At 64.8% G+C, this 26,180-nt stretch carries 25 protein-coding genes and 1 tRNA gene; 20 read left to right on the forward strand and 6 right to left on the reverse strand.

The genetic code is table 11. From position 1 onward, the window contains the following. Positions 1-110: 110 nt before the first annotated feature. Positions 111-557 (reverse strand): InlB B-repeat-containing protein, encoded by a 447-nt coding sequence (locus FYJ68_RS02730; RefSeq protein ID WP_154433794.1) that lies wholly within the window; start codon positions 555-557, stop codon positions 111-113. Further along, positions 521-1,870 (reverse strand): InlB B-repeat-containing protein, encoded by a 1,350-nt coding sequence (locus FYJ68_RS10440; protein ID WP_154433795.1) that lies wholly within the window; start codon positions 1,868-1,870, stop codon positions 521-523. Before FYJ68_RS10440 ends, FYJ68_RS02730 begins: the two co-directional genes overlap by 37 nt. A gap of 310 nt (positions 1,871-2,180) precedes the next feature. Between FYJ68_RS10440 and FYJ68_RS02740 the strand changes: the two genes are divergently transcribed. Continuing rightward, the gene (locus FYJ68_RS02740) at positions 2,181-2,750 is read left to right on the forward strand and encodes a hypothetical protein (protein ID WP_154433796.1); all 570 of its coding nucleotides are present in this window, start codon (positions 2,181-2,183) and stop codon (positions 2,748-2,750) included. 683 nt (positions 2,751-3,433) lie between these two features. Here the strand turns inward: FYJ68_RS02740 and FYJ68_RS02745 are convergent. From FYJ68_RS02745 to FYJ68_RS02760, 4 genes are all read right to left on the reverse strand, one after another. Further along, entirely contained in the window at positions 3,434-4,345 is a 912-nt protein-coding gene (locus tag FYJ68_RS02745; protein ID WP_326832223.1) for an IS3 family transposase, read from the reverse strand. After that, a complete protein-coding gene (locus FYJ68_RS02750; protein ID WP_195837694.1) occupies positions 4,294-4,809 on the reverse strand; it encodes a helix-turn-helix domain-containing protein in 516 nt (171 codons plus the stop codon). Before FYJ68_RS02750 ends, FYJ68_RS02745 begins: the two co-directional genes overlap by 52 nt. Positions 4,810-5,286: 477 nt before the next feature. After that, entirely contained in the window at positions 5,287-7,644 is a 2,358-nt protein-coding gene (locus FYJ68_RS02755) for an InlB B-repeat-containing protein (protein WP_154433797.1), read from the reverse strand. Next, positions 7,553-8,194: a hypothetical protein gene (locus FYJ68_RS02760; RefSeq protein WP_154433798.1), complete on the reverse strand. Its 642-nt coding sequence runs from the start codon at positions 8,192-8,194 to the stop codon at positions 7,553-7,555. Before FYJ68_RS02760 ends, FYJ68_RS02755 begins: the two co-directional genes overlap by 92 nt. A 159-nt stretch (positions 8,195-8,353) precedes the next feature. Here FYJ68_RS02760 and FYJ68_RS02765 point away from each other — a divergent pair, with 159 nt between their 5' ends. The 19 genes from FYJ68_RS02765 (at position 8,354) to FYJ68_RS02855 (ending at position 26,168) form a co-directional block, all read left to right on the forward strand. Next, positions 8,354-8,728, forward strand: a complete 375-nt coding sequence (locus FYJ68_RS02765; RefSeq protein WP_229771983.1) for a hypothetical protein — start codon at positions 8,354-8,356, stop codon at positions 8,726-8,728. Positions 8,729-8,853: 125 nt separating this feature from the next. After that, positions 8,854-8,929 (forward strand) — tRNA-Ala (locus tag FYJ68_RS02770). Between the two features lie 66 nt (positions 8,930-8,995). Further along, entirely contained in the window at positions 8,996-9,376 is a 381-nt protein-coding gene (locus FYJ68_RS02775) for a VOC family protein (RefSeq protein WP_154433800.1), read from the forward strand. Between the two features lie 627 nt (positions 9,377-10,003). Further along, positions 10,004-11,989 (forward strand): ribosomal protection-like ABC-F family protein, encoded by a 1,986-nt coding sequence (gene abc-f, locus FYJ68_RS02780; protein WP_154433801.1) that lies wholly within the window; start codon positions 10,004-10,006, stop codon positions 11,987-11,989. Further along, positions 11,982-12,635 (forward strand): hypothetical protein, encoded by a 654-nt coding sequence (locus tag FYJ68_RS02785; protein WP_154433802.1) that lies wholly within the window; start codon positions 11,982-11,984, stop codon positions 12,633-12,635. The genes abc-f and FYJ68_RS02785 overlap by 8 nt, the downstream gene beginning before the upstream one ends. Positions 12,636-12,637: 2 nt before the next feature. Continuing rightward, positions 12,638-13,309 carry a site-2 protease family protein gene (locus FYJ68_RS02790; protein WP_154433803.1) on the forward strand — a complete coding sequence of 224 codons (672 nt, stop codon included), beginning with the start codon at positions 12,638-12,640 and terminating at the stop codon, positions 13,307-13,309. Further along, a complete protein-coding gene (locus tag FYJ68_RS02795; protein ID WP_229771984.1) occupies positions 13,299-14,126 on the forward strand; it encodes a segregation and condensation protein A in 828 nt (275 codons plus the stop codon). The genes FYJ68_RS02790 and FYJ68_RS02795 overlap by 11 nt, the downstream gene beginning before the upstream one ends. Then, a complete protein-coding gene (gene scpB / locus FYJ68_RS02800) occupies positions 14,126-14,884 on the forward strand; it encodes an SMC-Scp complex subunit ScpB (protein WP_154433805.1) in 759 nt (252 codons plus the stop codon). Before FYJ68_RS02795 ends, scpB begins: the two co-directional genes overlap by 1 nt. Positions 14,885-14,906: 22 nt before the next feature. Next, complete coding sequence (locus FYJ68_RS02805) at positions 14,907-15,686, forward strand: pseudouridine synthase (RefSeq protein ID WP_154434395.1); 780 nt, start codon at positions 14,907-14,909, stop codon at positions 15,684-15,686. Beyond that, entirely contained in the window at positions 15,679-16,356 is a 678-nt protein-coding gene (locus FYJ68_RS02810; RefSeq protein ID WP_154433806.1) for a histidine phosphatase family protein, read from the forward strand. The genes FYJ68_RS02805 and FYJ68_RS02810 overlap by 8 nt, the downstream gene beginning before the upstream one ends. After that, complete coding sequence (cmk, locus tag FYJ68_RS10445) at positions 16,353-18,032, forward strand: (d)CMP kinase (RefSeq protein ID WP_326832178.1); 1,680 nt, start codon at positions 16,353-16,355, stop codon at positions 18,030-18,032. The genes FYJ68_RS02810 and cmk overlap by 4 nt, the downstream gene beginning before the upstream one ends. 9 nt (positions 18,033-18,041) lie before the next feature. Further along, positions 18,042-18,884, forward strand: a complete 843-nt coding sequence (ispH, locus tag FYJ68_RS02820) for a 4-hydroxy-3-methylbut-2-enyl diphosphate reductase (RefSeq protein WP_154433807.1) — start codon at positions 18,042-18,044, stop codon at positions 18,882-18,884. Continuing rightward, entirely contained in the window at positions 18,881-20,296 is a 1,416-nt protein-coding gene (locus tag FYJ68_RS02825; RefSeq protein ID WP_154433808.1) for a DUF512 domain-containing protein, read from the forward strand. Before ispH ends, FYJ68_RS02825 begins: the two co-directional genes overlap by 4 nt. After that, a complete protein-coding gene (locus FYJ68_RS02830) occupies positions 20,283-20,483 on the forward strand; it encodes a DUF1287 domain-containing protein (RefSeq protein ID WP_154433809.1) in 201 nt (66 codons plus the stop codon). Before FYJ68_RS02825 ends, FYJ68_RS02830 begins: the two co-directional genes overlap by 14 nt. Positions 20,484-21,266: 783 nt before the next feature. Further along, positions 21,267-22,595, forward strand: coding sequence for a ribosome biogenesis GTPase Der (gene der, locus FYJ68_RS02835; protein ID WP_154433810.1), 1,329 nt, complete (start codon positions 21,267-21,269; stop codon positions 22,593-22,595). After that, the gene (locus FYJ68_RS02840; RefSeq protein ID WP_154433811.1) at positions 22,592-23,260 is read left to right on the forward strand and encodes a glycerol-3-phosphate acyltransferase; all 669 of its coding nucleotides are present in this window, start codon (positions 22,592-22,594) and stop codon (positions 23,258-23,260) included. The genes der and FYJ68_RS02840 overlap by 4 nt, the downstream gene beginning before the upstream one ends. Then, the gene (locus FYJ68_RS02845; protein WP_154433812.1) at positions 23,260-24,270 is read left to right on the forward strand and encodes an NAD(P)H-dependent glycerol-3-phosphate dehydrogenase; all 1,011 of its coding nucleotides are present in this window, start codon (positions 23,260-23,262) and stop codon (positions 24,268-24,270) included. Before FYJ68_RS02840 ends, FYJ68_RS02845 begins: the two co-directional genes overlap by 1 nt. A 35-nt stretch (positions 24,271-24,305) precedes the next feature. Then, complete coding sequence (gene rpe, locus FYJ68_RS02850) at positions 24,306-24,986, forward strand: ribulose-phosphate 3-epimerase (RefSeq protein ID WP_154433813.1); 681 nt, start codon at positions 24,306-24,308, stop codon at positions 24,984-24,986. Between the two features lie 3 nt (positions 24,987-24,989). Beyond that, on the forward strand, positions 24,990-26,168 hold the full coding sequence (locus tag FYJ68_RS02855) for a cysteine desulfurase family protein (protein WP_154433814.1): 1,179 nt from the start codon (positions 24,990-24,992) through the stop codon (positions 26,166-26,168). Positions 26,169-26,180 lie beyond the last annotated feature (12 nt).

Below are 26,180 nucleotides of genomic sequence, written 5' to 3' on the forward strand. Positions count from 1 at the left end.
TCGTCGGTTCGGGGCTGAGCCTAGTTGGTGAAAGTGGTGAAACTACGCTGGTTTGGCTGGCGCATTCGCGCTGGTCGGATTGGGGCGCGTGTTGGTCAATCTGGTGAAACCTAAGCTAGCGCTATCACGAGGCGCCAGGAGCCCGCCGTCAGAGTCGTGGTCTCCCTCTGCGCGTAGGCCACCGAGCCGTCCGCGAGGTGGAGCTCCAGCGCCAGCTCGACGGAGCCCGAACCCTCGGGCGCGGCCCAGAGCGCGAGGCGCCCCGAGGCCCCCGCGGCCCAGCGGGCGTTCGCCGAGACGGCCTGGGGGGCCGCCGCCGTCGCGAGCTTCGCGTAGCCGCCCCAGGCGGTGGGTGCCCAGTCCGGGGCGCCGGAGGCCCCCGCGGTCACGCTGGGCGCGATCTCGCCCGCGAGCGTGCCGCCCTGCTCCGCCGCCGTCAGCTGCTCGTCCCCGCCCGAGGCGGACGCGGACCAGCCTGCGAACGAGTATCCGCTGCGCGAGAAGGCGTTGGCGGCGAGCGTCACGTCGGTCCCGTAGGTGGCGGCGGTGGGTGCCATGGACCCTGCCGTGGCCCCGTTGCCGTCGTAGGCGATCGTGTAGGAGTTGGGCGCCCACTGGGCGTAGAGGGTGACAGTCGCGCCGTCGCCCGCCGCGAGGTTCCTGGTCGTGGCGCCGAGGGCGATGACCGTCCCCTGCCGTCGGCCTTGGTGTTCCAGGACGTCACGTGCCAGCCGGTGCGCGTGTAGGCGGAGCCGTCGGGCGCCTTGAGGTCCTTGCCCCACTCGCAGGCCATGTCGGCGATCGACCCCTTTGCGTCCGCAGAGTTCTTATCGAACCTGACTGTGTACCTGTCGCTCCTCCAGTTGGCGGAGTAAGACCTGTCTCCCGTTGAGCCCGTTGGGATGGTGACCGACGTCTGCGGGGTGGTCCCGTTGGAGCCCGTCCAGCCGAGGAACACGTGGTGGTCGCGCGTGGGCGTCGGGATCGTCACCGGCGCGTCGCCGATGTGGTAGGTGGTCGGGGCGGCCTGCGACCCGAACGTGCCGCCCGCGAGGTCGTAGGTGATCTTGTACGCCGTCTGGTTGAGGCGGATGTTGAGCTGGGTGTCGTAATCGGGCACCGTCTCGGAGGTGGGCGACGCCGGGTCGAGCTCGAAGCCCTCCGCGGGCCGTATGTCCCTCAGCTCAATCTTGCTGCCGTAGTCGTGCTTCTCCCAGAAGTCGCTGACGCCGGTGCCGACCCTGCTGCCGTTCACGTACATGTCGAAGGTGACGATCTTCCTGTCTCCCCAGCTCCCGAGGCTCTTGCCGTCCCAGGCGCCGGAGTTGTTCCTGACCTTGCCGTCGATGATCACGTTCACGTCCACGTAGTACTGGTTGATCTTCCACACGGCGTAGAGGTCCGTCTTGGGCGACTTCTCAAGGATCCAGTCGCCGTTGACGGCGTTGGTCACGGAGTAGTCGGCCGCCGTGTCGGAGGCGTTCGCCGACCAGCCGAGCAGGGTGAAGGTCTTTGGCATGGTGTACGACTCCCAGCCCGTGCCGAAGGACGGGCTTTTGAAGGACGTGCGGGGGAGCGTGCCATTGGGGACCTTGGTCTGCCTGGTGGCGTCGTAGGTCAACTGCGTCCCGAAGTCCTGCCTCCAGGAGGTCGCCCCGAGTAGGAAGTAGTTCTTTGCGGTCCCGTTGTTACCCTCGCCGTTCTTGAGCCCGCCCATCCAGTGCGCGATGGTGTCGGTGTAGGTGTTGACCTTCCACTGCGCGTAGAGGGTGACGCCGTCCTGCTTGCCGGACCCGGACGACCTGTAGGAGAAGCTTGCGCCGTCCGCGTAGCTTGTCCCGGACCCGTCCGCCTTGGTGTCAAAATTCACAAACTTGACATCGAAATAGTTCGTCTCGGAAATTAGTGTTGTGTGGCTGGTCCCACCTTTGCGGAGACGCTGGAGACGATGTCCGAATGCCCATAGGCGCTCTTGTCGAACTTGATCGTGAAGGTGGTCGTCTCGCCCCTACGACCACGTAGGACTGTTGTTGGAATGACTATTAATGCGCATGCATTCGGATAGATATCTAAGGTATATACGTAAGCAACATATAATGGGACTAAATCAATAGATATCTACTTCAGGCCAATATAATGTCAAAAAGTAAAGAATTAAAAGATGCGGAGGGGGCTTTTCAATGAGTCAATTATTGGGCACGTTGCTAACAAGCTTGCTGTCAATCGGAACTACCTTATTTTTAAAAGATGCGTTATTTAATAAAAACTGGGATAAAATTAATAAAGAGCTTGAGATCTCAAATAAATTAGCAAGCTTGTCAGATGGTCCTCAGAGTAAAGCAGTGGGAAAAATCTTAAAACTACATGCTGAAGAACGAGTTTGCCGGTACCTTAATTGTGTTGGCTCAAATGAGAGTGTCGGAATAAAACGGCTTCCAGATCAAACTTCGGCTGGTGTTGCAGCATTCGTATCATCGCTAATTTTCATCATCATGCTAGCTGTTTGTAACGGGTCTTTAGATGTGTGCTTATTGATGAGTTGTATAATAATATTCTTTTTAACAAGCTATATTTTCAAATGTATGCAATACGGAAAGGTCTTGCATCTACAAGAATATATAAATTATCTTCGTAAACGCATACAATACTCCGCTATTCGCCTTACTTTTCAACGAGATTTGGAATTGATGGATATATATAAGGAGATTTTTCGCGAAGAAGGTAAACAGGTGAATGACTCTGAGGGGTAATGTAATGATGCTTTCGGAATAAGCTAACTGTGGCTCCCGCTTCGCTGTGCTTGCCGACCTGGCCTCGAGGTAGAAGTTGTCAATCTCCATCGTCCCTGCCGAGTGGACGTCAGAAGCACTCCAATCTTGCTATGGCGCATCTGATGCGAGTGAGGGCCGTGGACTAGGCTTCGTGGCCGTAGCCTACGAACCGCTGGAGCTTCGCAGCGTTGGCGGACTCGCATGTTGTTTGTTTTTTACCGGACGGGACTGCGGTGGTGATCCTGGACCAGGAAAAGGTTACACGGAGGACCGCATGCACGGCACGGAGCAGCGCAAGCTGGCAATCGAGACCTACGTCAAGTTCGACCTGAGCGCGGCAGACACCGTTGCCGAGCTAGGCTACCCGACGAGGCATTCGCTCAGGGCCTGGCACAAGGACCATCTGGAGCATGGGGAGGTCAGGCCCCCCGAAGCGGCAGCGGGAGCCCAGGCTCGCCTTGGAGATGAGGCGGGCTGCCGTGGACTACTACCTCGCGCACGGAAGGAGGCTCGCCAGGACCATGCGCAAGATGGGCTATCACGCCAGCAGGGAGTACCTCTGCGATTGGATCGACGAGCTCGCCCCGGGCAAAGGAAGTACAGGGGGACGAACCCGAAAAGTGAACTGCGCCCCAAAACTTGGACGCGATAAATAATAACCGCTAGGCTGTCTCCCGGAGGGCCTGGTCCCGGAACTCGACCGGGGTCAGGCCCTTCAGCCTGACCTGGCGCCTCACGTGGTTCCAATGCTGGATGTACGCCTCGAGGTCGCGCTTGAAGCTCTCGAAGTCGCTCCAGTCGCGTCCCCGGAAGAACTCGTCCTTGATGTGCCCGAAGACCTGTTCGGTCGCGCCGTTGTCGATGCAGTTGCCCTTGCGCGACATGCTCTGCACGAAGCCGTTCTCCCTGAGCTTCGCGACGTAGGACGCGTGCCGGTGCTGCCAGCCCATGTCGGAGTGCAGGACCGGCGCCGCGCCCTCGGGCTTGGCGGCCACGAGCATGGCGAGCATCTCCTCCTGCTGGGCGAGGTCGGGGCGCTCGGAGACCGACCAGGCCACGATCTCCCTGCTGCCGAAGTCGCACGCGGGCGCGAGGTTGGCCCTGCCGAACCCGCAATTGAACTCGGTGACGTCGGTGCCCATCTTCTGCCACGGCCCGTCGGCGGCGAAGTCGCGGCCGATGACGTTCTCGAAGGTCTCGCCGACCTTCCCCCTGTACGAGCCGTGCCCGTGGCGGTCCGTCTCGCGTCGGATGCCGCAGCTGAGGCCCATCTCGTCCGTCATCCTGAGCACGGTCTTGTCTGCGATGCGGACCCCGTCCACCGCGCGCAGCTCCATGGCCACCTGCCTGTGGCCGACGCCGTTGGGGAGCCTGCCGAAGATCTCCGTCACCCTGGCGCGCAGCTCCGGCCTGGTGGGGGCCTTGGGATGGGACAGCGCGTAGTAGTAGCCCGGCCTGGCGAGTCCGGCGGCCCCCAGCAGGTCGGAGAGGCCGTGTCCCTGCCCTGAAAGCTCGGCGACCGCTAGGGCCTTCTCCCGGTTCGGGAGCGCGGCTCCGCCTCCGGGGCTATCGATTTTCTTGGGTACGCCACCTGCGCCCCGGGCCTCCCGGCCTCGCGCCCGGGCTCCTGCTCGCGGGTCATCGGCGCGGCCTTCGAGCCCGACCCCCTCGGCCTGCCCCTCGGCCTGGGCCTGAGCGCCTCGGCGCCGCCCCCGCGGTACGGCCGGCACCACTGGTCCAGCGGGCTGGAGCTCGCGATTCCGAAGCGCTCCATCGCCCCCGGCTTGGACATCCCGCCCTCCACCACGGCCCTGGCCGCGGCGACCTTGGTCTCGAAGTCGTATCTCGCGTGCTTCTTGCCCATTTTCAGCAGCCCGTCCCTCCCGACGGCCCGGTACGTCAGCTGCCATTTTCGCACGGCCTTGGCAGGGATGCCCAGGCTCTTGGCGACGGACTCGCACCCCCGGCCCTCGTCGAACATCCCGGCGGCCAGCTCCCTGACCGATCGGTCGTGCCTGCATCGCGGGTCGATGGACATGGAAAAGCCTCCCATCTCTCGGACTTTCATTTCCATGTCCAAGAAATGGGAGGCAGTTCAGAGGCGGGACCCCCTCCTTTCGAATTGAGTCATGACGGGGAGGGCCACCCGGCAGACGCCCGTCGCGTAGCGCGACGGGCGATGTAGCAAGCGAGACGACCCGCCCACAGCCCCGCCCGCCGGAATCGGGTCTCACGCCGCGGGGACCGGCAGGACCCCTCCCTGCAACTGGCCAGGGGCTCGCCGCGCCAGGAGGAACTCGTAACGAACACGCGCTCGCGTACGCCCTCGGAGTCCCAAGCTAGCTGCGCCACCATCCGTGCGTCATAGTTTCGCGCTGGCATGATTCCTGCAACCACGGGCAGCGCCTGAAGCAATTGGCTTGCATCTTTAAAGATCTAGCCTGGGACTCTCGAAATCGCGAGGGTCCCGGGCCGTATCATGGCTCGCTACATATGGGTGCGGGTAGTGAGAAATCTAGCCCACGTCGAGGATTTCTACGCTATAACACCAAGGACTCTTGCCTATCGGGTTGGCCTCGGAAGGCCATCCGCCCTTCTTGTTGTCGAAAGCGGCAGTCACATGCTGGCCGTCGTACGAGCCCATTTCGCTCGGCATAGATATAACGTAGGTCTTCAACCCGTCGGTGGTCATTTCCCCTAGGGCTTCATACCACTCAATCTCCTGTGGCTCGTCGAGTACGAAGAGCGTATAGGTATCGGAAAGCATTATGCCGTAGCCTGGATAGCTTCTCATATAATCGGCCTCCGAGGGATTTACTACCCCAAGGCCCACGCATAGGTCGAGCGCCTCGTCACCTGTCATCTTCCGCACGGTGCCCGTGAGCACGACGAGTCCTTTTGCCTTTGCATTGGATATTACCCATGTGCACTTGGGCACCTTCTTACCGTCTTCTAGATGCCAGGAGCCCTTGAGGGGAGAGTTGGACTCGTCAACTAGGTTCAGGCTTACGGGGACCTCATCACCCGTAAGCTGCTTGTGGAGCTCAAAGGCGGACTTCTCCAAGCCCTCGCATTGCGCGGTGTTGAGGTCGAGGTAGAACCACGCATTTAGATCGATGCACTGTAGGACTGGGTCGAAATGCTGCGTGAGCTTGGCTTTACCAGCAGCGCCGCCTTCCAGGTCTATGTCTGCGACAGTAAGGTCCTTCCAGCCAAGAGCTAGGGAGGGCATGATGCCGATCTTGGCATTTGCGTTTGCAGTAATGGTCGGGTTGCCGAGGTCATCCCTCCTCGTTGCTGAGAACCTCCAGTTTTCTAGGGCAACGCTTACCGTCTCCTCAGGGGAAGCAGTAAGCTCAACGCTGCCATCGGCATGGAACGTGGCAAAGAGCTGAAATACCAGGGGGACCTTAGGATCTGGACTGTAGAATACGCCCAACCTATAGATCAGATGCTCACCATCAGCGTCTGTGGAGTTGGAAATGTTTGCATTGACGTCTGTGCCAATGTCGAAGTCGGTCTGAAGCTTCGTAAAGCCCTTCAAATAGTTATAGTCAATGTCTACGTTGATCTTTGGGTTGACCGTAATCGAGGCGTCAACTGACAGGTTGCTCGATTCGCCATCCTTCAGGCCAAGGTACTTTCTTACATCCTCTGTGGTGATCTTCCTGGTTAGCCCATCTCGTGCGACTTCTCCAGTGAATGTCATGCCTGTAGCGTTCGACTTGATGCCCCCCTTCGTTCGGTAGAGGTCATTATTGGCGGCGAAATCGACCTCTGCATCTCCCTGCGACGGCCTACGTGTAGGACGAGATGCACCCGCCGCCTCAAGCTCGCTCTCGGGGACGAACATCCAATCGCCTGATTGCTGGGGGTCACTCTTCATTGAGAGTTGCTTTACGTAGTCGACGGGATTTGCCTTTTCGCCGCTCACCACGGTTGAGCCACCGCTTTGAGCGACCTTATCAACCTTGATTGCGGTCATCGCGTAGGGGTCGGTTGGGTTCACGACGACGATGTCGTCCTTTTCGAGCTGCCTTGCCTGGTCGGTGGGGATCGTCGCGCTCTTCCCGTCTGCTGAGACGGTCCCGGTGACTGACTTCGTGTTATCCATGTACGAGAGCTGGGTGCCGTAGTCGCCCGACGTGGAGTCGACGTCATCCGGCGCCCACACGGCCTCGTATGTGGCGTCCCCCTGGCAGGCCATTCCATCCGAGACGCCGTCTCCCCATCCTCGGAACTCGTACCGGTCGCGAGTGGGGTTATCGGGCAGCTGAACTGCCTGGCCAATCTTGAGCTTCTGCTCGGAAACCACCTTCGTGCCCTGGTCGGTCTCCGTTACGAACTTGACGGTATAGGTTCCACCGCCAACCCCATACCAGCCAATGCCCTCGGCACGCCAACCAACCTTGACCAGATAGTCGTTCTCTCCCTTGCTCGTGGTGTAGTTGTGGGTACCGGTGACTGCATTGGGGTTGTACTGGCGGTAGAGCGGCACGAGTTTGGTGTCCGAGCTGTACCAGCCCACGCCCTCGTAGCGCCAGCCCACTTTCACGAGATGATCCCTCTCGGCGAGGCTCGTAGTGTAGTGGTGGTCGCCTGCGTTGGGGTTGTAAAGGCGATAGACGGGCGTGGACGACTTCCCTGGGGCCGTCCATCCCACGCCCTCGTAACGCCAACCTACCGAGACTATGTGGTCCCTCTCCTGTTCGCTGGCGGTGTAGAAGTGCTCTCCGCTGTTGGGGTTGTAGCAACGGTACATGGGTTGTGTCTTGCCGGCGTCATTTGCCAACGCAGTTGGTGGCGCAATGGCGCCCGTGACTAGCCCGAGAGCGAGGGCAACCATCGCAAGCATGGTGAAACGCTTCCTCATGGTCATCTCCCATCTGTTGTACATGGCTTTCAGGAGATTTTAGGCACAAAGCATTCAGTGATATCTCAGGTTGCGGTAAGCGGTCGTGTGCCCCGGGGCCGTAGCTTTCGCCCCTATCTCCAAGGCTCACGCATAGGTTGAGCACCTCGTCACCTGTCATCTTCCGCACGGTGCCAGTGAGCACGACGAGGCCCTTCGCCTTGTCGGGGGTTGCGCTCTCCTTTGGCTGAGAGTCCTGCGACTGGATGGCGTCGCCGTCCGCCACGAGCTTCACGTCCTTCACAACGTAGCGCTGCGTGGTGGACATGGCTGATCCGGAGTTCGAGAGCTGGGAGCACAGGAGTCCGTTGCCCCTGTTCGAGCCGTGGAACAGGAACTTGTAGGAGCTCCCGTAGCCGTTGCGGGTCATGATGTCGTACGGCACCTGGACCTGCGTCACGCCCGAGCCGTCCCGTGAGACGACCCACGCGCAGTAGTGCTGCCCGATGCCGGCGGGATTGGCGACAACCAGGCTGGCCGCGCGTCTCTCGCCTGCTGATGCCCGCACCATCGCCGACCTCTCGCCTATGCCGTGGGAATGTGGCACCTGCGCGAGGGTAAACTCAGGGGTGTTGCAGCCGTCTGGCGCCAGGCGGGGGAGTGCCGACGGCACACGCCCCGGGCCATGGCCGTGAGACACGAAACCAAAGAGGTGCACATGAACCAGAGTATGAAGAGGATTAAAATCGCCTGCATCGCCGACCTCATCGTCGGCGTCGTCACCGTGGTCCTCGGCGTGATCGCCATCGTCTCCAACCCCCTGTCCGTCTCGCACTACATGCTGACCCTGGTGGGTGTCACCGGGGCGTACCTGGGACTGAGGGGGTCGATCTGGGCCAACGTCCCGTCCAACGCAAAGCGCATCCGCGACACCAGCTCGGTGATGGTGCTGGTCGAGTTCGTCGCCTCGATCTTCGTGGTCATGCCACCCGTGCGCGCCGACCGCAACACGGTCTACATGATCCTGGTCCTGCTGGTGCTGGCCCTGGCTCTTGTGTCGTTTGCCAACGCCCGCCAGGTGGTCGCCGCGCAGAAGGCCAAGTAGGTGCTTGCTTGTAGTTGGAGTTTGCCCAGTTGGAGAGGCGCATCCAAACTTTTTTCCAAATTAGTCAAATTCCCGCTTGACCCATTTTGAGCCTTTGGTAATATAGCTACCGCACCAACGCGAACGGGGAATTAGCTCAGTTGGGAGAGCGCATGACTGGCAGTCATGAGGTCAGGGGTTCGAATCCCCTATTCTCCACCATGTAAGATATGCCCGGGCATCTAAGATGTCCGGGTTTTTTGTTAGCCCGAGCGAGAGGGGACTCCCATGGCACAAGAGGAAGATCCGGTCCAGCTGTTCAACATGCACATCTCCCACATCGGGATCAACGCCACGAGCGACGAGGAGGCGGAGCAGATCGTCTCCAAGTTCCAGACGCTGATGGGGCTGCAGCGCAACGTGGTGGCGCCCGTCTCCGTGTTTGCCGGAACGCTGGTGGAGGTGATGCGTCCCGGCAGCAACAGGGGAGAGAAGGGCCACATCGGCCTCTACGTCAACGACATCCCGGCGGCAGAGCGCTGGTTCGAGGCCCGCGGGTTCCAGATCGACCAGAACGCCCGCGCGCTCAACCCCGACGGGTCCACGCACCTGGTGTACTTCAAGGATCAGATTGCGGGGTTCGCGATCCATCTGACCTGCGACGAGTAGGGGTCGTGGACGGAGCGCGGACTCACGCGAAAGGTGCGCTGGGTCTCTCGCGCGCTTCGAGGAGTACGGCTTTGGGCTAAGAGGGGCGCACCCGGCCGGGTGCGCGGGCTGCGCCTGCGTCTGTGGCGTGTGTCTCGCTTGGCATATGTGTGGTGGGGGCTCCACGGTATGGGTGAGGCCCTTCTTGGGCGTCTTGATTGACCTGGGAAAGACCGGCTAAGAGTGGGGCGATGGGTTGGGGGCTGGAGCTTTCGCGGCGAGTGGAGTCACCGAGCCTGCTGGTGGGGTGGCTAGAATGCACCTGCCTTGCGTGTCCATAGGGGGTGCTTAGCGATACTACGCCTCTTGTGATTTGAGGGTTTGGCTGCTTAGGAAGCCTAGGTCTCATGGGAGTTTTGGGCCTTTGAGTCCCAAGAGGTCTAGGTTTGTTAAGCAGCTGATCGTCGAAAATGCATGAGGGCTAATGGTGCTAAGCGGCGGCTCCCATCATCCGTTTGAGGTATGTGAGGTTGAGTCTCGTTGATGCACCGCGAGTGCAAGATGCATGGTGTTGGGGGTATCGGGCTCGGCTGCCTTGGGCGTCACGTATAATCCTAGGGATTATGCCTGAACGTCGAAGGGGTACGCTTGATTGCTCTTGCGGACAAGATCAGCAAGTCCTTTGGCGGCCGTGTCCTGTACGCGGCCGCAACTCTGCAGCTGAACGCCGGCGAGCGCTGGGGCCTTGTGGGGCCCAACGGCGCCGGCAAGACGACCCTGCTCAAGATCATCATGGGGCAGGAGTCTCCCGACGAGGGAACCGTGAGCTTTGCCAAGGACACGACCGTCGGGTACCTGGAGCAGGAGACCAAGCTCGTGGGCGGCAAGTCCGCGCTGCAGGAGGTCGTTGACTCCGCGCACGAGATCAAGGACCTCGAGGCACGCATAGAGGAGATGGAGCAGCGCATAAGCTCGTCTCAGCCAGGACCCGAGCAGGACGCCCTCCTCGCCAGCTACGGCAGCGCGCAGGACCGCTTTGAGCGCCTGGGTGGCTACGAGCTGGAGGCCCGCGCTCGGCAGATCCTCTCGGGCCTGGGCTTTCCCGTGGAGGACTTTGACAAGCCGGCGGAGGAGTTCTCGGGCGGCTGGCAGATGCGCATTTCGCTCTCCAAGCTCCTTCTGCGGCACCCCGACCTGCTTCTCCTGGACGAGCCGACCAACCACCTGGACCTGGAGAGCGTGAAGTGGCTGGAGCAGTTCCTCTCGTCCTACGACGGGGCGGTGCTGCTGGTCTCGCACGACCGCTCGTTCATGGACTCCTGCGTGAGCCACATCGCCGCGCTGGAGAACAAGCGCCTGGTCACCTACGTGGGCAACTACTCCAGCTACCTGCAACAGCGTGAGGACAACCTGGAGCAGCTCCGTGCCAAGCGCGAGGCCCAGGAGCGCGACATCCAGCACCTGGAGGTCTTTATCGAGCGCTTTAGGTACAAGCCGACCAAGGCGCGCCAGGTGCAGGAGCGCATCAAGATGCTCGAGAAGGTCAAGTCAGAGCTCGTGGTGCTTCCCGAGTCGTCCAAGAAGGTGCACTTCAAGTTTCCCGAGCCGCCCCGCACGGGCGACATGGTCGTGAGCGTGGACGACGTGTCCAAGCACTACGAGGACAACGACGTGTACGACCACGTGAGCCTCAAGCTCTACCGCGGCGACCACGCCGTGCTCGTGGGCCCCAACGGCGCAGGCAAGTCAACGCTGATGAAGCTGGTCAACGGGCACGAGCGGCCCACGAGCGGGCGCATCGAGCTGGGCCAGAACGTGACGCAGGCCTACTATGCGCAGCACCAGCTCGAGACCCTGCACGAGGGCAACACCGTTCTGCAGGAGATGGACGCGGCGGCCCCCGGCTGGACCACCTCCGAGGAGCGCAGGCTCCTGGGCGCCTTCCTATTCCACGGGGACGACGTGGACAAGCGGGTGGGCGTGCTCTCCGGCGGCGAGAAGGCACGACTGGCCTTGGCCCGCATGCTCGTGGCGCCCGACCCGCTGCTGTGCCTGGACGAGCCCACCAACCACCTGGACATCGACTCGGTCGACGTGCTTGAGCAGGCCCTGGTGACGTTCCCCGGCACGATCATCCTGATCTCGCACGACGAGCACCTGGTGAGGGCGGTTGCCAACAAGGTCATCGACGTGCGTGACCACAAGGTCACCGTGTACGATGGCGACTACGACTACTACCTGTACAAGCGCGCCGAGCTTGAGGCACGGGAGCAGGGCGGCGACGCCGCTGGTGCCCCCAAGCCCAGCGCACCGCAGGAGGACGACTCCCGCTCTCAGGGCCGCAACGTTAAGACCAAGGAGCAGCGTCGTGCCGAGGCCCAGGCGCGCAACGCCGCCAACCGGGCCCTGAAGGAGGAGCGCAAGAGGCTCCGGCAGGTTGAGGCGGCCCTGAAGCCCGCGCAGAAGCGTTACGACGAGCTGGTGGCGATGATGGCGGACGAGGAGCTGTACAACGACGCCGACAAGTTTGACAAGTGCATGAGGGAGTACAACGCCCTGGCGAAGAAGATCCCCTCGCTGGAGGAGGAGTGGCTCGAGCTCAGCACCCGGATCGAGGAGGGTGCCGATGCCTAGGTTCAGGCAGGACGACACCGATGCTGGCCTGGACAAGACGGTCCTGACGCCGGGCACCGGTGCAAAGGCCTCGGGCACGGCGACCAGGCGCATGCCGCAGCAGACGCGTCAGCGGGCGGATGCGGGCTATAACCAGACCTCCTTCCAGCCGCAGTCCAACCAGGCCTACGGGCAGGACCCCTACTACCGCCCGCAGGCAGACGCCACCTACGGCCAGGACCCCTACCAGCAGTACAGCGCAACCTCACGGCCGCAGTACCAGCAGCGCCAGGCCGTCCCCAGCCCTCCCCAGGCGGACCCGTATCTGGGGGAGAGGAACGAGCGCCGCTCCCGCAAGCCGTCCACTGGCCATGGCGGGAGGGCCGTCCCCGCGCTCCTCTCCGTGCTTTCCGTCCTGTGCAGGGTAGCGGCGATAGCCCTCGCGCTCCTCTCGGTGGCCAACGCCTTTGTGCTGGGGTCGCTGCGCATCAGGCTCGTGGCGATTACGGCCATGGTGTCGACGTGGCTCCCCCCGGCGCTCTCGGGCGCCTTTGTGTTCGAGACGCCCTTTGGCGGCGTCATGCGCGGGGACTTCATGGTCGCCGCCGTCGTGCTGTTCGTGGTTGACTGGGCGCTGGCCAAGGCCGCGCACTCCCTGAGGAGGTAGGGATGCTCTCCCTCTCGCTGTCGCGCATCCTGGCGTCGCTCGCCTCGGTCGCCCTGGTCATGGTTGCCGTGATTCCCCACGAGGTGGCGCACGGCTGGGTGGCATGGAAGCTCGGTGACCCCACGGCAAAGGAGGCCGGGCGTCTGTCGCTCAACCCGCTCAAGCACCTGGACCCGTTTGGCTCCGTCGTGCTGCCGCTGCTGATGTCGCTCCTGGGAGGTCCCGTCTTCGCCTACGCCAAGCCCGTGCCGTACAACCCGTACCGCCTGCGCGACGAGCGCCGGGACGAGGTCCTGGTGGCTCTTGCGGGACCGGCCTGCAACCTGCTCGAGGCGCTGGTCTCCGCAATCCTGTTCCGCGCCCTCTTCACCCAGTGGGGTGGCGCACAGGACGCCCTGTACTGGGTGCTCGTGGCGCTGTCGCAGTTCACCTACCTCAACTGCGGGCTGGCGTTCTTCAACCTGATCCCGCTGCCGCCGCTCGACGGATCCAAGGTCATCTCGCCTCTCCTCTCCGCCCAGGGGCGCGAGCGCTACCGCATGATGCAGGCCTACTCCATGCCCGTGCTGATCATCCTGCTGTACGTTCTCCCCTCGCTTGCTGGCATCGACCCCGTGAGCTGGTACCTGGACGCGACGGCATATGGGTTGGGTGGTCTTCTCCTTGGCGCGTAGCGGTTCATACAAGGTAAGGACGCAGGCGTACAGCGGCCCCTTCGACCTCCTGCTGCAGCTGGTCAGCCGGCAGAAGGTCGACATTGGTTCGATATCGATCGCCGAGGTTGCCGACCAGTACATCGACGAGGTCGATGCCATGGGAGAGCTGGACCTGGACGTTGCCAGCGACTTCCTCCTGGTGGCATCGACGTTGCTCGAGATCAAGGCGGCGTCCCTCGTTCCCGAGCACCCAGCGGGGAGGGTAAGCGACGCGGAGGGGGACGAGGATGACGACCTCTTGGGCCTCTCGCCTGACGAGGCGCGCGAGGTCCTGGTTGCCAGGCTGGTGGCGTACAAGCAGTTCAGGAATGCGGCGGCGGCCCTGGGGAGCAGGCTCGAGGCCGAGGGACGCATGGTCCCGCGCACGGCAGGACCCGACCCGGAGTTCCTGGGGTTGATGCCGGACTACCTCAAGGGAATCACGCTGCGTTCCCTGGCGGTTATCTGCGCGGACCTGGACAGCAGGCGGCAGGGCTTCCTCCTTGAGGCCGAGCACGTGGCGCCAAAGCGGCTCCCAATCGCCCTCACCGTGGCGTCGGTGGACCGCGTGACCCGCGCGCATCCGCTGACCACGTTCAGCGAGCTGTTGGACGGAGACGAGCGTGCCGAGACCCTCGTGGCGACCTTCCTCGCCATACTGGAGCTGTGCAAGCGCGGTATGGTCACGCTCTCGCAGGCGAGGGTGTTTGGCGAGATCGAGGTCGCCCGCGTTGAGGGTGCGCCGCCGTTCGAGCTGGACAGCTCCGACCTCACGAGCATTGAGGAGGACTCCTGATGCAGGATCTAGAGAACCTTGGACCCGACTCCACCAAGGGGGCCCTGGAGGCCCTCCTCCTGGTCTCGTCCGACCCCGTCCCCGCCACGGACCTGGCGGGAATCCTGGGCATAGCCCCGGGCGAGGCGGCGTCGCTGCTGGCGGAGCTCTCCGCCGAGTACGCGGACGCCAACCGCGGCTTTCAGCTGAGGGAGGTCGCCGGCGGGTGGAGGCTGTTCACGCACCCCGCCTACCACGATGCGGTGGAGAGGTACGTGCTGTCCTGGGACACCCGGCACCTCTCGCAGGCGGCGCTCGAGACCCTGGCGGTCATCGCCTACCACCAGCCGGTCACGCGCGAGGGCGTGAAGGCCGTACGTGGGGTCAACTCCGACGGCGTGATCTCGTCCCTGCGCGAGAAGGGCCTGGTGCGCGAGGTCGGGCGCGAGGGGGACAGGAGCCGCGCCGCCCTCTACGGCACCACGCGCCGCTTTTTGGAGGAGTTCGGTCTCAAGTCGCTACGGGACCTGCCGCCCCTGGAGGACTTCGCGCCCGACGAGGAGTCGCGCCAGTTCATTCGCGAGCGCCTCTCAGGCCGCGCGGTGTCGTCCACCCTGGAGGAGGCCTCCGAGGACATGGAGGACGAGCGTGAGCTGCTGGGCGACGACTTTGGCGGGGACGAGGGCGATGAGCCCGCCCAGCAGGATGCCGAGTCCGGACAGGATGACGTGGCGGCGGCGGACGCGGACGAGACGAGCGGGGTGACGACGAGTGAGTGAGACGGACGACATCCACTACACCATGCGACTGCAGCGGTTCCTCGCGCGCGCGGGCGTCGCGAGCCGCCGCAAGTCAGAGGACCTGATGACCGCCGGTCGCGTGAGGGTCAACGGCGAAGTGGTGACCGAGCTGGGGAGCAAGGTCACACCCGATCTCGACGTGGTGGAGGTCGACGGCAGGAGGGTCCGCCTTGAGGACGGGCACGCCTACATCATGCTCTACAAGCCGGCGGGCTACCTCACCACCATGAGCGACCCGGAGGGCCGCCCCTGCGTGGCCTCGCTCGTGCCTACCGACCGCTACCCGGGGCTGTTCCCCGTGGGTAGGCTTGACGGCGACACGACCGGGCTACTGCTATTCACCACCAACGGGGACGTGGCAAACGGCATGCTCCACCCCTCGCGTCACGTGTGGAAGCACTACGTGGCCCTGGTCAGGGGCGTCCCCACGCAGCAGGAGCTCGGCAGGCTGCGGAGTGGCGTCTACCTGCGTGGCGGCAGCGCCCAGCCCGCAAAGGCCAAGGTGCTCTCGCCCCGCGACCCCGCCGCCATCCCCGTTATTCCCGAGGGATTGCCCATGGGGATGTCGGTCGTGGGGCTGCGCATCCACGAGGGACGCAAGCACCAGGTCAAGCGCATGCTCAAGGCCGTGGGCCACGAGGTCGTTCGGCTGCATCGCGACGAGTTTGGCCCGCTGGAGCTGACGGGGCTCCTGCCCGGGCAGTGGAGGCCGCTCACCCCCGCGGAGGTCCGCTCCGTGGAGGCGCTCGCGACGGGGGAGAGGGGAGACGACCGTGCGTAGGCAGAGGATCCTGGTCACTCGGCATCCAGAGACCAGGGCCAACATCGCGGGGACGCTCTCGGGGCGCAGCGACGTGGACCTGTCGGCTGAGGGTGAGGACCAGATGTACCGTGCCATCCGCGCCATCGTGGCGTGGCGGCCCGACCGCATCTGGACGTCGCCCCTCTCGCGGTGCCAGTCCATCGCACGCGAGGCGGCTAACGCCCTGGGCATCCCCTGCGAGGTCAACCCCAACCTGGCCGAGATCGAGTTTGGCCGGGCGCAGGGCCTCACGCTGGCTCAGGTGAGGGAGCTGGGCTACGACTTCCCCTGGCAGCTGGACGGCGAGGGCAGGTCGCGTCCCATCCAGGGGGGCGAGAGCTTTGAGCACCTGTACGCGCGGGCGGGAGCCCTGCTGGAACAGCTGAGGCCGCTCGAGGGCCGAACCTCCTGCGTCACGCACGGCGGCTTCACAAGGGCCCTGCTGGGCCGCATGATGAGCGTCCCCCTCGACACCTTCTGGAACGTGCGCATCCCCAACGTCAGCTCGCAGGTCATCACCTGCGACGACGGGACGTTTCGCCTGGCATCGCTGGGGCTCGCACCCGAGGAGGTCGTCCGCAGGTCCGAGAACCCCGCCCTGCTGGGCAGGGACACAACAGAGAAGCTATCTGGGAGTGATGACGAGTGATAGTAGCCATCGACGGGCCGGCGGGCTCGGGCAAGTCCACGGTTGCGCGTGCGGTCGCCAAGAGGTGCGGCCTCACGTACCTGGACACGGGCGCGATGTACCGCACCGTGGCGCTGAGGTGCCTGCAGCGCTCGATCGACCTCTCTAACGCCGAGGCGGTCACCGCGGTCGCCCGGGGCTGCGACATCTCGTTTGGCGTCGCCGAGGACGGTTCCCAGACGGTGAGCGAGGCGGGGGAGGACGTCACCTCCGCCATCAGGACCGCCGAGGTCGACCACAACGTCTCGGCCGCCGCGGCCGTGCCCGCCGTGCGCGAGGCCATGGTCGCCCGGCAGCGCGAGCTCGGCAGCGCGGGCAACGTGGTGGCCGAGGGGCGCGACATCGGCACGGTCGTGTTCCCCAACGCGGAGGTCAAGGTGTTCCTCACCGCAGATCCCAAGGCGCGGGCACACCGCCGTGCCGTGCAGCGAGGGGGCGAGGCGGCAGGGGCCGACACCGCCGAGGAGCAGAGGATCCTCGACGATCTGGTCAGGCGCGACCGCATCGACTCCACCCGCGAGGACTCCCCACTCAGGCCCGCCGAGGGCAGCGTGAAGATGGACTCCTCCTCCATGACCGTCGAGGAGGAGGTTCAGAGGATAGTCTCGCTCATGGTCGCCGCAGGGTGGCGGGGCAAGGGCGCCGACGCGGCAGGCGGGGGAGAGGAGTCTGGCCACGAGGCCGCGGCGGATTCCGCCGGCGCCTCGGGTGACTCCAACGGGACGGCAAGCCCCGAGCCCGTGGCGGACGGCGCTAACGCGGCCAGTTCCAAGGAAGGCGCTGCCGGGGCGAAGGCTAACGGCAAAGCTAAGGTGCCCGGGGTGCCAGAGGGAGGGGTTGGCGGGGACGTCGAGAAGCCCGTCTCCCCCAAGGTAGCCGCTGCGACGGAGACCCCTGCCCGCAAGCGAGACCGCATGCGCGCCTTTGCCGGCAACTCGTTTGACGACTATTTTGACCACGACATGAGGGACTTCCCCGCACCCAGCCGCGCGATGCTCCGCTTTGTGGCGGCTGTGGTGGGCGGTGTGACCAAGGTCCTGTGGCCGTGGACCATCGAGGACGGCGAGAAGCTCTGGGGCGACGAGCGCGGCCGCGTGATCGTGATGAACCACACCTCGATGCTCGACCCCATCTGCATCATCGTGAGCGCCCTGTTCCACGGGCAGCGCGTGAGGTGCGTTTACAAGAGCGAGTTCGACTCCGCCAAGATCGTGACCTGGCTCTTTAGTCGAGCGGGCGCCATTCCCGTGGTCAGGGGCACCGCCGACGTAAAGGCCGTGCGCAGGGCCGAACGCGCCCTCAAGCGCGGCGAGATGGTGCTGGTGTTCCCCGAGGGCACGCGCGTGAAGTCCGACGACCAGGAGGTCACCATCCACGGCGGGTTTGCCCTGATGGCGCAGCTCGCAAAGGCGCCCGTGCAGCCCATGGCCATCGTGGGCGCACGGGACATCACGCCCAAGGGGTCGCACCTCAAGCGGTTTGGCAGGGTGTACCTCAAGGTCGGGGACTGCATCACCTTTGACGAGCTGGGTGTGAGGGGTAAGAAGGCACGCAACGCAAAGATGGAGGAGGTCGCCATGGGGCGCGTGTACCAGCTTCGCGACGAGCTCCGCCGCGAGCATCCCGGAAAGATGTAGGAGGCTGCCATGAGAGTCGAGGTCGCAAGCCAGGCGGGAGCCTGCTACGGCGTGGAGCGCGCACTGCGGTTGGTCAGGGACTCCGTCCAGACGGAACGGGGCCAGGTGCACACGCTTGGGCCGCTCATCCACAACCCCCAGGTGGTCGCGGAGCTGGCACAGGCGGGCGTCTCCCCCGTGTCGTCGCCCGAGGACGTCGATGGCGGCACCCTGGTGCTGCGGACGCACGGCGTGACCCCGCAGGAGGAGCGCAGCGCCAACGAGCACGCCGACCGCGTGATCAACGCCACCTGCCCGTTCGTGCTGCGCGCCCACCAAAGTGCCCGCGCCCTGTACGACCAGGGCTACCAGGTGATCATCGTGGGCGAGAAGGGCCACCCCGAGGTCCTGGGGACCCTGGGCAACGCCCCCGGCGCCGTGGTGGTCCAGAACGTCTCCGAGCTCGAGGGCATCAAGGTCGGCAAGCGCGTGGGCATCGTGGTCCAGACCACGCAGGCCAGGGACAACCTAAGGGCGATCGTTTCCGCCCTCATCGGCAGGTGCGAGGAGCTCAGGCTGCACGACACCATCTGCGAGGCCACCTCCAGCAGGCAGGCCGCGGCGGCGGAGCTCTCGGCGCGCGCGGACGTGATGGTCGTGATCGGGGGCAGGAACTCCGCCAACACCACGCGCCTGGCCAAGATCTGCTCCGCCCGCTGCCCGCGCACTCACCACATCGAGTCTGCCTCCGAGCTCCAGGCGGGGTGGTTCGACGGAGCAGACCTGGTGGGCATCACTGCCGGGGCTTCCACGCCGCAGGAGCAGATCGACACGGTCTGCTCCGCCGTCGAGGGAATGGGCGGCACGCGATGAGGGCCAGCCAGCAGGGCAGGGCCGACTACGCCTCCACGCGCCCCCAGGCCACGGGTGCCGTGGTGGCGAGCGTCGAGGAGGGAAGCCCCGCTTGGGAGGCGGGCATCGAGCCCGGCATGCGGGTGGAGACCGTCAACGGCAAGCCGCTCCGCGACATCATCGACTGGCGGTGGGAGGCCTCCGACGCCACCTGCCAGCTGAGCGTGTTCACGCCTGACGACGGGCTCACCTATCCCTGCACGCTGGAACGCGAGGCAGGGCAGGACTGGGGCATCGAGTTCGAGGACGTGCTGTTCGACGGCATCCGCACCTGCGTCAACGCTTGCCAGTTCTGCTTCATGCGCATGCTGCCCGACGACGCCCGCGCCTCCCTCAGCCTGCGCGACGACGACTACCGGCTCTCGTTTCTCCAGGGCAACTTCGTCACGCTCACCAACGTGACGGACGACGACCTTGCCCGCATCATCGAGTGCCGGCTGGAGCCCATGAACGTCTCGCTCCACGCCGTGTCGCCCGATGTCAGGAGGTCGCTCATCGGCCCGCACGCCCAGCGGGGCCTGGACGTTCTGCAGGCGCTCTGCGACGCCGGGCTTGAGGTCCATGGGCAGATCGTGCTCTGCGCCGGGATCAACGACGGCGAGGAGCTCCGCCGCACGCTCGACTGGGTGGAGGAGAGGGACAACATCACCTCGCTGGCGCTCGTCCCCATGGGCTACACCAAGTACTCGCGGAACTTCTCCCACTCGTTCTCCGAGGACGTGGAGGCGTCCCGCGAGGTCGTCCGGCTCATCGAGCCCTATCAGCGCCGTGCCAGGGAGCGGCTGGGCCGCACACGGTTCCAGCTCTCGGACGAGTTCTACCTCGACGCCCAGCTGCCCGTTCCGGAGTCCGAGACCTACGACGGCTACCCGCAGTTCTACGACGGCATTGGCATGCTCAGGAGCTTCCTGGACGAGGCCCGCGACATCTGCCAGGACCACGCGGACGAGCTCGACGGCATCGTGGACGCGCTTCGCTCGCGTGGGCTCCGCGCGCTCGCGGTGTGCGGCGAGGCGGCAGAGGGCGTTATCCGCGGCTTCTGCGCCGCGTGGGCTCGGGGGCTGGTCTCCGCCCTCGCCATCCACAACGACTACTACGGCGGCGACGTCAACGTGACGGGCCTCATCGTGTCCGTGGACCTGCTGGCCCAGCTCCCAAAGGACCTCTCGGGGACGGTCGTGCTGCTCCCCGAGGTCATGTTCAACTTTGACAAGGTCACGCTCGACGGTGGCTCGCAGGCGCAGATCCTCGACGAGATAGACCGTCGCGGCGGCAGGGCGGTCGTGTGCCAGACGACCCCCTCCGCCATGGTCGACGCCCTCCGCTGCCAGCTGGACCCGAAAAGAGACCAGGCTCACGATGGACGTTCATGACATCGGCAGTTGGCGGGGCGGGGACATCGTAGTCTTCAGCAATCACGCCGATGTCGTCTCGGACGGGAGGAACGGTGATGGCGTGCCGTATGTGATCCACCACAACGACCCGTTTCAGACGTCCTACGAGCAGGACATCCTCCAGAGCCGGGACGGCATCGTAGGGCATTGCCGGATGTCCGAGTGAGCGAGGAAGCGCTGACGGGGACGGCCTCGTAGTGCCGTGGGCCTCTATATTGAACGGGGTCGTCGCTTCGTCGTTGACCGCAGCGCTCGCCTTTCTCGATCAAAATAGCAGAGCCTGAGAAATGACGGAGGCCGTTGTGGGATGGAATCGCCAAACGCGGTGGAGGGGCTGCGCCTACATTGACCGCGACGCATCGTGCTTAATCCCACTAGGCCTCCTGCCAAATTCATGACATGATGCATAATCCCGCTAGCACACTTATCGATTCGGAACTAAATGCTTAATCGCCCTAGCCCTCATGTGGGTTGGAGGAGAGAGAACCAGCATGAGGCCTAGCATCGCTAAGCACCTCGGTTCCAAACCCACAAGAGGAGTAGCGCCTCTAAGCATCCCGGCTCCAGATCCACAAGAGACCGGGACATGTTAAGCAGGCACGGATTTCCCCTCTCCGCAACGCCACTTCCCGCCGGGATCGCACGCATGACCATCCTCTTCTTTGCCTATTGATGCCAACGGGTGAGTTAACGCGACGAGTCCGCATGGCTGACCCCCATCTCTTTCACCCCTGAGACAAGCCGTCGCCACCGCCACGCCCGTCTCGGCCAACTGCTGAACGAGCTTCTCCCGTGCCACCGGCAAAGGTCGACCAACCTTTGGTTGGTGCGGGGGCAAGACACACTACGAGAAAATATATGGTAATAGAGGGGTAGGAATTGCTCGGCCCGTGGTCGCGATACTGTCGCATGCTAGACTTCACGGGATGGAACCAGAGCAAGGAGAATCATGCCCAAGCCAATCGTGGCGGTCGTAGGCCGCCCCAACGTAGGAAAGTCCACCCTGGTCAACCGCATCGCCGTGAGCAGGGACGCCATCGTCCACGAGTCGCGCGGAGTCACCAGGGACCGCTCGTACCACGAGGCCGACTGGAATGGCCGCGACTTCGTGCTGATCGACACCGGCGGCATCGAGTCAGTTAAGAGCAAGGACGTCTTTGCCCCCAGGATCCGCGAGCAGGCGCTCGCCGCCTGCGAGGAGGCGGACGTCATCGTATTCGTCGTGGACGGCTCGGTGGGCGTCACGGACGAGGACGAGGAGGTCGCCCGCGTTGTCCGGCGCTCCAACAAGCCCGTGATCCTGGTGGTCAACAAGGTCGACAACCCGTCCAGCGAGGACGAGGCCTGGCCGTTCTACTCCCTTGGCGTGGGAGAGCCGCATGCCATCTCGGCAAACCACGGTTACGGCACGGGGGACCTGCTCGACGAGGTCGTGGCCAATTTCCCGCCCGAAGACGAGGAGTCCGAGGAGGACGACGGCTACCTGGGTGTGGCCATCATCGGGCGTCCCAACGTGGGCAAGTCCTCCCTCGCCAACCGACTCGCCAAGCGCAACCGCTCGATCGTCTCGGACGTTGCCGGCACCACTCGCGACGCCGTGGACACCCTGATCGAGTGGAAGGGCAACCGCATCAGGCTCGTTGACACCGCGGGCATGCGCAAGAAGTCACAGGTTCACGAGGACGTGGAGTACTACAGCCTGGTGCGCGGGCTCCAGGCCATGGACCGCGCGGAGGTGTGCATCCTCGTGGTGGACGCCTCGGTGGGCGTGACCGAGCAAGACCAGAAGCTGCTGGGCATGGCCGTGGACCGCGGCTGCGCTGTGGTGATGGCCCTCAACAAGTGGGACCTTATTGACACCCAGGAGAAGCGCGACCGCGTGATGGAGTCGCTCGACATGCGGATGGGCTACGCGCCCTGGGTGCCCTACGTCAACATCTCGGCCCTGACGGGGCGCGCCGTCGACAAGATCCTCGCCGCAACGCTCGCCGCGGCGGAGGCGCATCAGCGCGAGGTCAAGACCTCCGACATCAACAAGCTGCTTGCCCAGCTAAGGGAGGGCGGCCACACCGTCACCGACAAGAACCGCCGTCTCAAGATCCACTACGGCACCCAGACGGGAACCAAGCCGCCCTCGTTCACCTTCTGGTGCAATGCGCCCGACCTCATCGACGACAACTACGAGCGGTTCCTCGAGAACCGTATGCGCTCCACCTTCGACTTTGGCGGGACCCCCATTCGCCTCAAGTTCAAGCGGAAGGACGACACCAGAAAATGACATCCCTGGTCGTGGCGACGCTTGGCTGCTGCATCGCGTCGTTCCTCGTCTGCGGCATCCCCTTTGGGCTCCTGATCGCCAGGGGCTCGGAGGGGCACGTGGACGTGCGCAAGGTGGGTTCGGGCAACATCGGGATGACCAACGTCGCGCGCTCCGTGGGTGCGCGCGCCGCCCTCCTCACGTTCTTGTGCGACGCCGGCAAGGGCGTCCTGTGCACCATCGTCGCACGCCTGGTGATAGCTGCCGTCGCGTTTGGCGGCGACGCCTCCATGGTGGCGCCGTTCACCCCGTTTGGCCTTGCGTCCACGCTGGTGTACGCCTCCTGCGTGCTGGGCCACGTCTTCTCTCCCTACCTGCACTTCCACGGCGGCAAGGGGATTTCGGTGGGCTTTGGTGCCGGCCTGGGCATGTACTGGCCCGTGGGCGTGGGCCTGCTCGTGGTGTTCCTGCTGTTCGCGGTGCCCTCGCGCTACGTTTCGCTCGGCTCCATCTGCGCGGCGGCCTCGCTGCCGGTGATCTGCCTCGCCCTGGGCTTTGGGCCTCTCAACACGCTGCCCATGGCAATCGTGGCGGTGGTGGTCATCTGGTCGCACCGCCAGAACATCAGGAAGCTCGCGCGTCACGAGGAGCGCCAGTTCACCGTCCGCAAGGGGGGCGAGAGGTGATGGGCATCCAGCGGGTCGCGGTCATAGGGACGGGCTCGTGGGGCACCGCAGCCTCGGGGCTTCTCGCCAGGAACTGCGCTGACGTCACGCTCCTGGCGCGCTCCGGTGCCGTCGCAGACTCCATCAACCAGGCGCACAGGAACCCGCGGCACTTGCGGGGCTACGTGCTCCCCGACAACGTGGGGGCCACCACCCAGGCGCCGGAGGCGCTCGAGGGCTCCGACGCCGTGGTGGTTGCGACGCCGTCGGCCTTCCTCCGCTCGACCATGCGCTCCGTCGCGCCCCACGTGCCGGCTGGCGTCCCCGTCGTGGTCCTGACCAAGGGCATGGAGGAGGGCACCCTCGAGCTGATGAGCGAGGTCGTGGGCGACGAGGTGGGCGAACCCTGCCGCATCGCCGCCCTGAGCGGGCCCAACCACGCGGAGGAAATCTGCCGCGACATGGTGTCGGCCGCCGTTGTCGCCTCGCCCGACGAGGGGGTCACCCGAGCCGCGAGGGACATGTTCGTCTCGCCCGACTTCAGGGTGTACTGCTCGCACGACCTCCGCGGCGTGGAGGTGTGCGGGGCCGTGAAGAACGTGATCGCCATTGCCTGCGGCATCTGCTGGGGCCTGGGCATGGGAGACAACACGCTCGCCGTGCTAATGACGCGCGGGCTGGCCGAGATCGGCCGCATCGTAAGCGCCGTTGGCGGCGACCCCATGACCTGCATGGGGCTCGCGGGGATGGGCGACCTGGTGGCCACCTGCACGTCGTCCCACTCGCGCAACCGCACCTTTGGCGAGGCCTTTGCCCGCGGCACGTCGCTCGAGGAGTACGAGGCCAGAACGGGGATGGTCGTCGAGGGCGCCAAGGCCGTGAGGGGCACCTGGGAGCTTGCATGTGAACGTGGCATCGAGACCCCTATCACGAGGGCCGTTCACGCTATCCTGTACGAGGGCATGCCCATGGACGAGGCACGGCACTCGCTTTTGGACAGGGACCCAAACGAGGAGTTCTACGGCCTCTGACGGGGTCGGGACAACGGAATACGGAGGTTGGACCCATGACGCAAAGGGCTGCGCGCATCGCACCCTCTATTCTCTCCGCCGACTTCACCAGGCTGGGGGAGGAGCTCGACTCAATTGCGGGGGCAGACTACGTCCACTACGACGTCATGGACGGGCACTTTGTGCCCAACCTCTCGTTTGGGCCGGGCATCCTGAGGCAGGTCAAGTGTCACACTCAGATGCCGGTCGACGTGCATCTTATGGTCGAGGACCCCGAGCAGAGCGTAGGCTGGTACCTGGAGGCCGGCGCCGACATCGTGACCTTTCACTACGAGGCGCAGCGCCATGCGCACAGGCTCGCCACGCTCATTCGCGAGCACGGTGCGCTCGCCTCGGTGGCGATCAACCCGGGCACGCCCGTCGCGGCGCTGTCCTCCATCCTTCCCTACGTTGACATGGTCCTGGTGATGACCGTAGACCCCGGCTACGGTGGCCAGAGCTTCATCGAGGGGTCATGCGAGAAGCTCGGCGAGCTCCGCTCGCTCTGCTCCTCGCTGGGCGTGTCGCCGCTCGTCGAGGTCGACGGCGGAATTGGCGTCGCCAACGCTGAGCGCGTGTGCGCCGCGGGGGCGGACGTCCTTGTGGCGGGAAGCGCGGTCTTTGGCGCCCCGGACAGGGGAGTTGCAATAGAGACGATCCGCGAGGCAGGAACCCGCGGCATAGCTGGGAGGGCCTAGGGAATGCCGCAGCGCTACGTGTACCTGGACTACGCCGCCTCTGCACCCATGTGCGAGGAGGCACTGCGGGCGGAGGCCGACTACGAGTCGTCCCGCATCGCGGGGGCAAACCCAAACTCGCTCCACACCCTGGGACGCGAGGCGGACCGGGCTCTGGATGGCGCGAGGAGGGACCTCGCAAGGTGCCTGGGGGGCTCGTTCCGCCCGGCAGACGTCATCTTCACCTCGGGTGGCACCGAGTCAAACAACCTCGCGCTGTTTGGCATGGCGATGGGGGCGCGGGACCGCGACCGCCGTCGCACGCGCGTGGTGGTCTCTGCCATCGAGCACGACTCCGAGCTCGACGTGATTCCCGCGCTGCGCGACCGCGGGTTCGAGGTGTCGCTCGTCTCGCCCGACCGCGACGGCGTGGTGACCGCGGATGCCGTGCGAGAGCTGATGGGAATCGACGTCGCGCTCGCCTCGGTGATGGCTGCAAACAACGAGACGGGCATCGTGCAACCCGTGGGGCAGATCGCCAAGGCCGCCCACGCTGCGGGGGCGCTGTTCCACACCGATGCCGCCCAGGCCTTTGGCAAGGTGCCGCTCGACCTCGCAAACGTGGACGCGGTGAGCCTGGGGGCGCACAAGATCGGTGGCCCCGTGGGCATTGGCGCACTTGCCATCCGCGGGCGCTGCCCCCTCAGGCCCCAGAGCTTTGGCGGAGGGCAGGAGCAGGGGAGGCGCCCGGGCACCCAGAGCGTGAGGGACGCCCTCGCCTTCGCCGCCGCCGCTCGCGCGTGCTTTGCGGACCTCGACGGTACGGCGCGGACGGTCCGCAACAGGGCGGCGCGGCTCACGGAGCGGCTGTGCGGGGAGGGCACCGGCATCGTCGCCACCTCAAACGTCCCCGTGGGCCCCGGCAGGCTCCCCGGCATCGTGTCGGTCATGGCGCCGGGTCTGGACTCCGAGACCCTGATCCTCAAGCTCGACCAGGAGGGGTTTGAGGTCTCCGCCGGCTCCGCCTGCTCGTCGGGATCGCTCGACGCCAGCCACGTGCTCACCGCGATGGGCATCCCGCGTGAGCAGGCCCTGGGCTCGCTCAGGGTCTCGTTTGACCAGAGGGTTCCCCAGGACGACCTGGACGCCTTCGCAAGCGCGCTCCTTAGGATTGTCGCCGCCGAGCGCGGCACCACCAGATAACGTCCCCGTGCC

It is taken from the genome of Olsenella porci (assembly GCF_009695875.1).
Taxonomy (GTDB): Bacteria; Actinomycetota; Coriobacteriia; order Coriobacteriales; family Atopobiaceae; genus Olsenella_H; species Olsenella_H porci.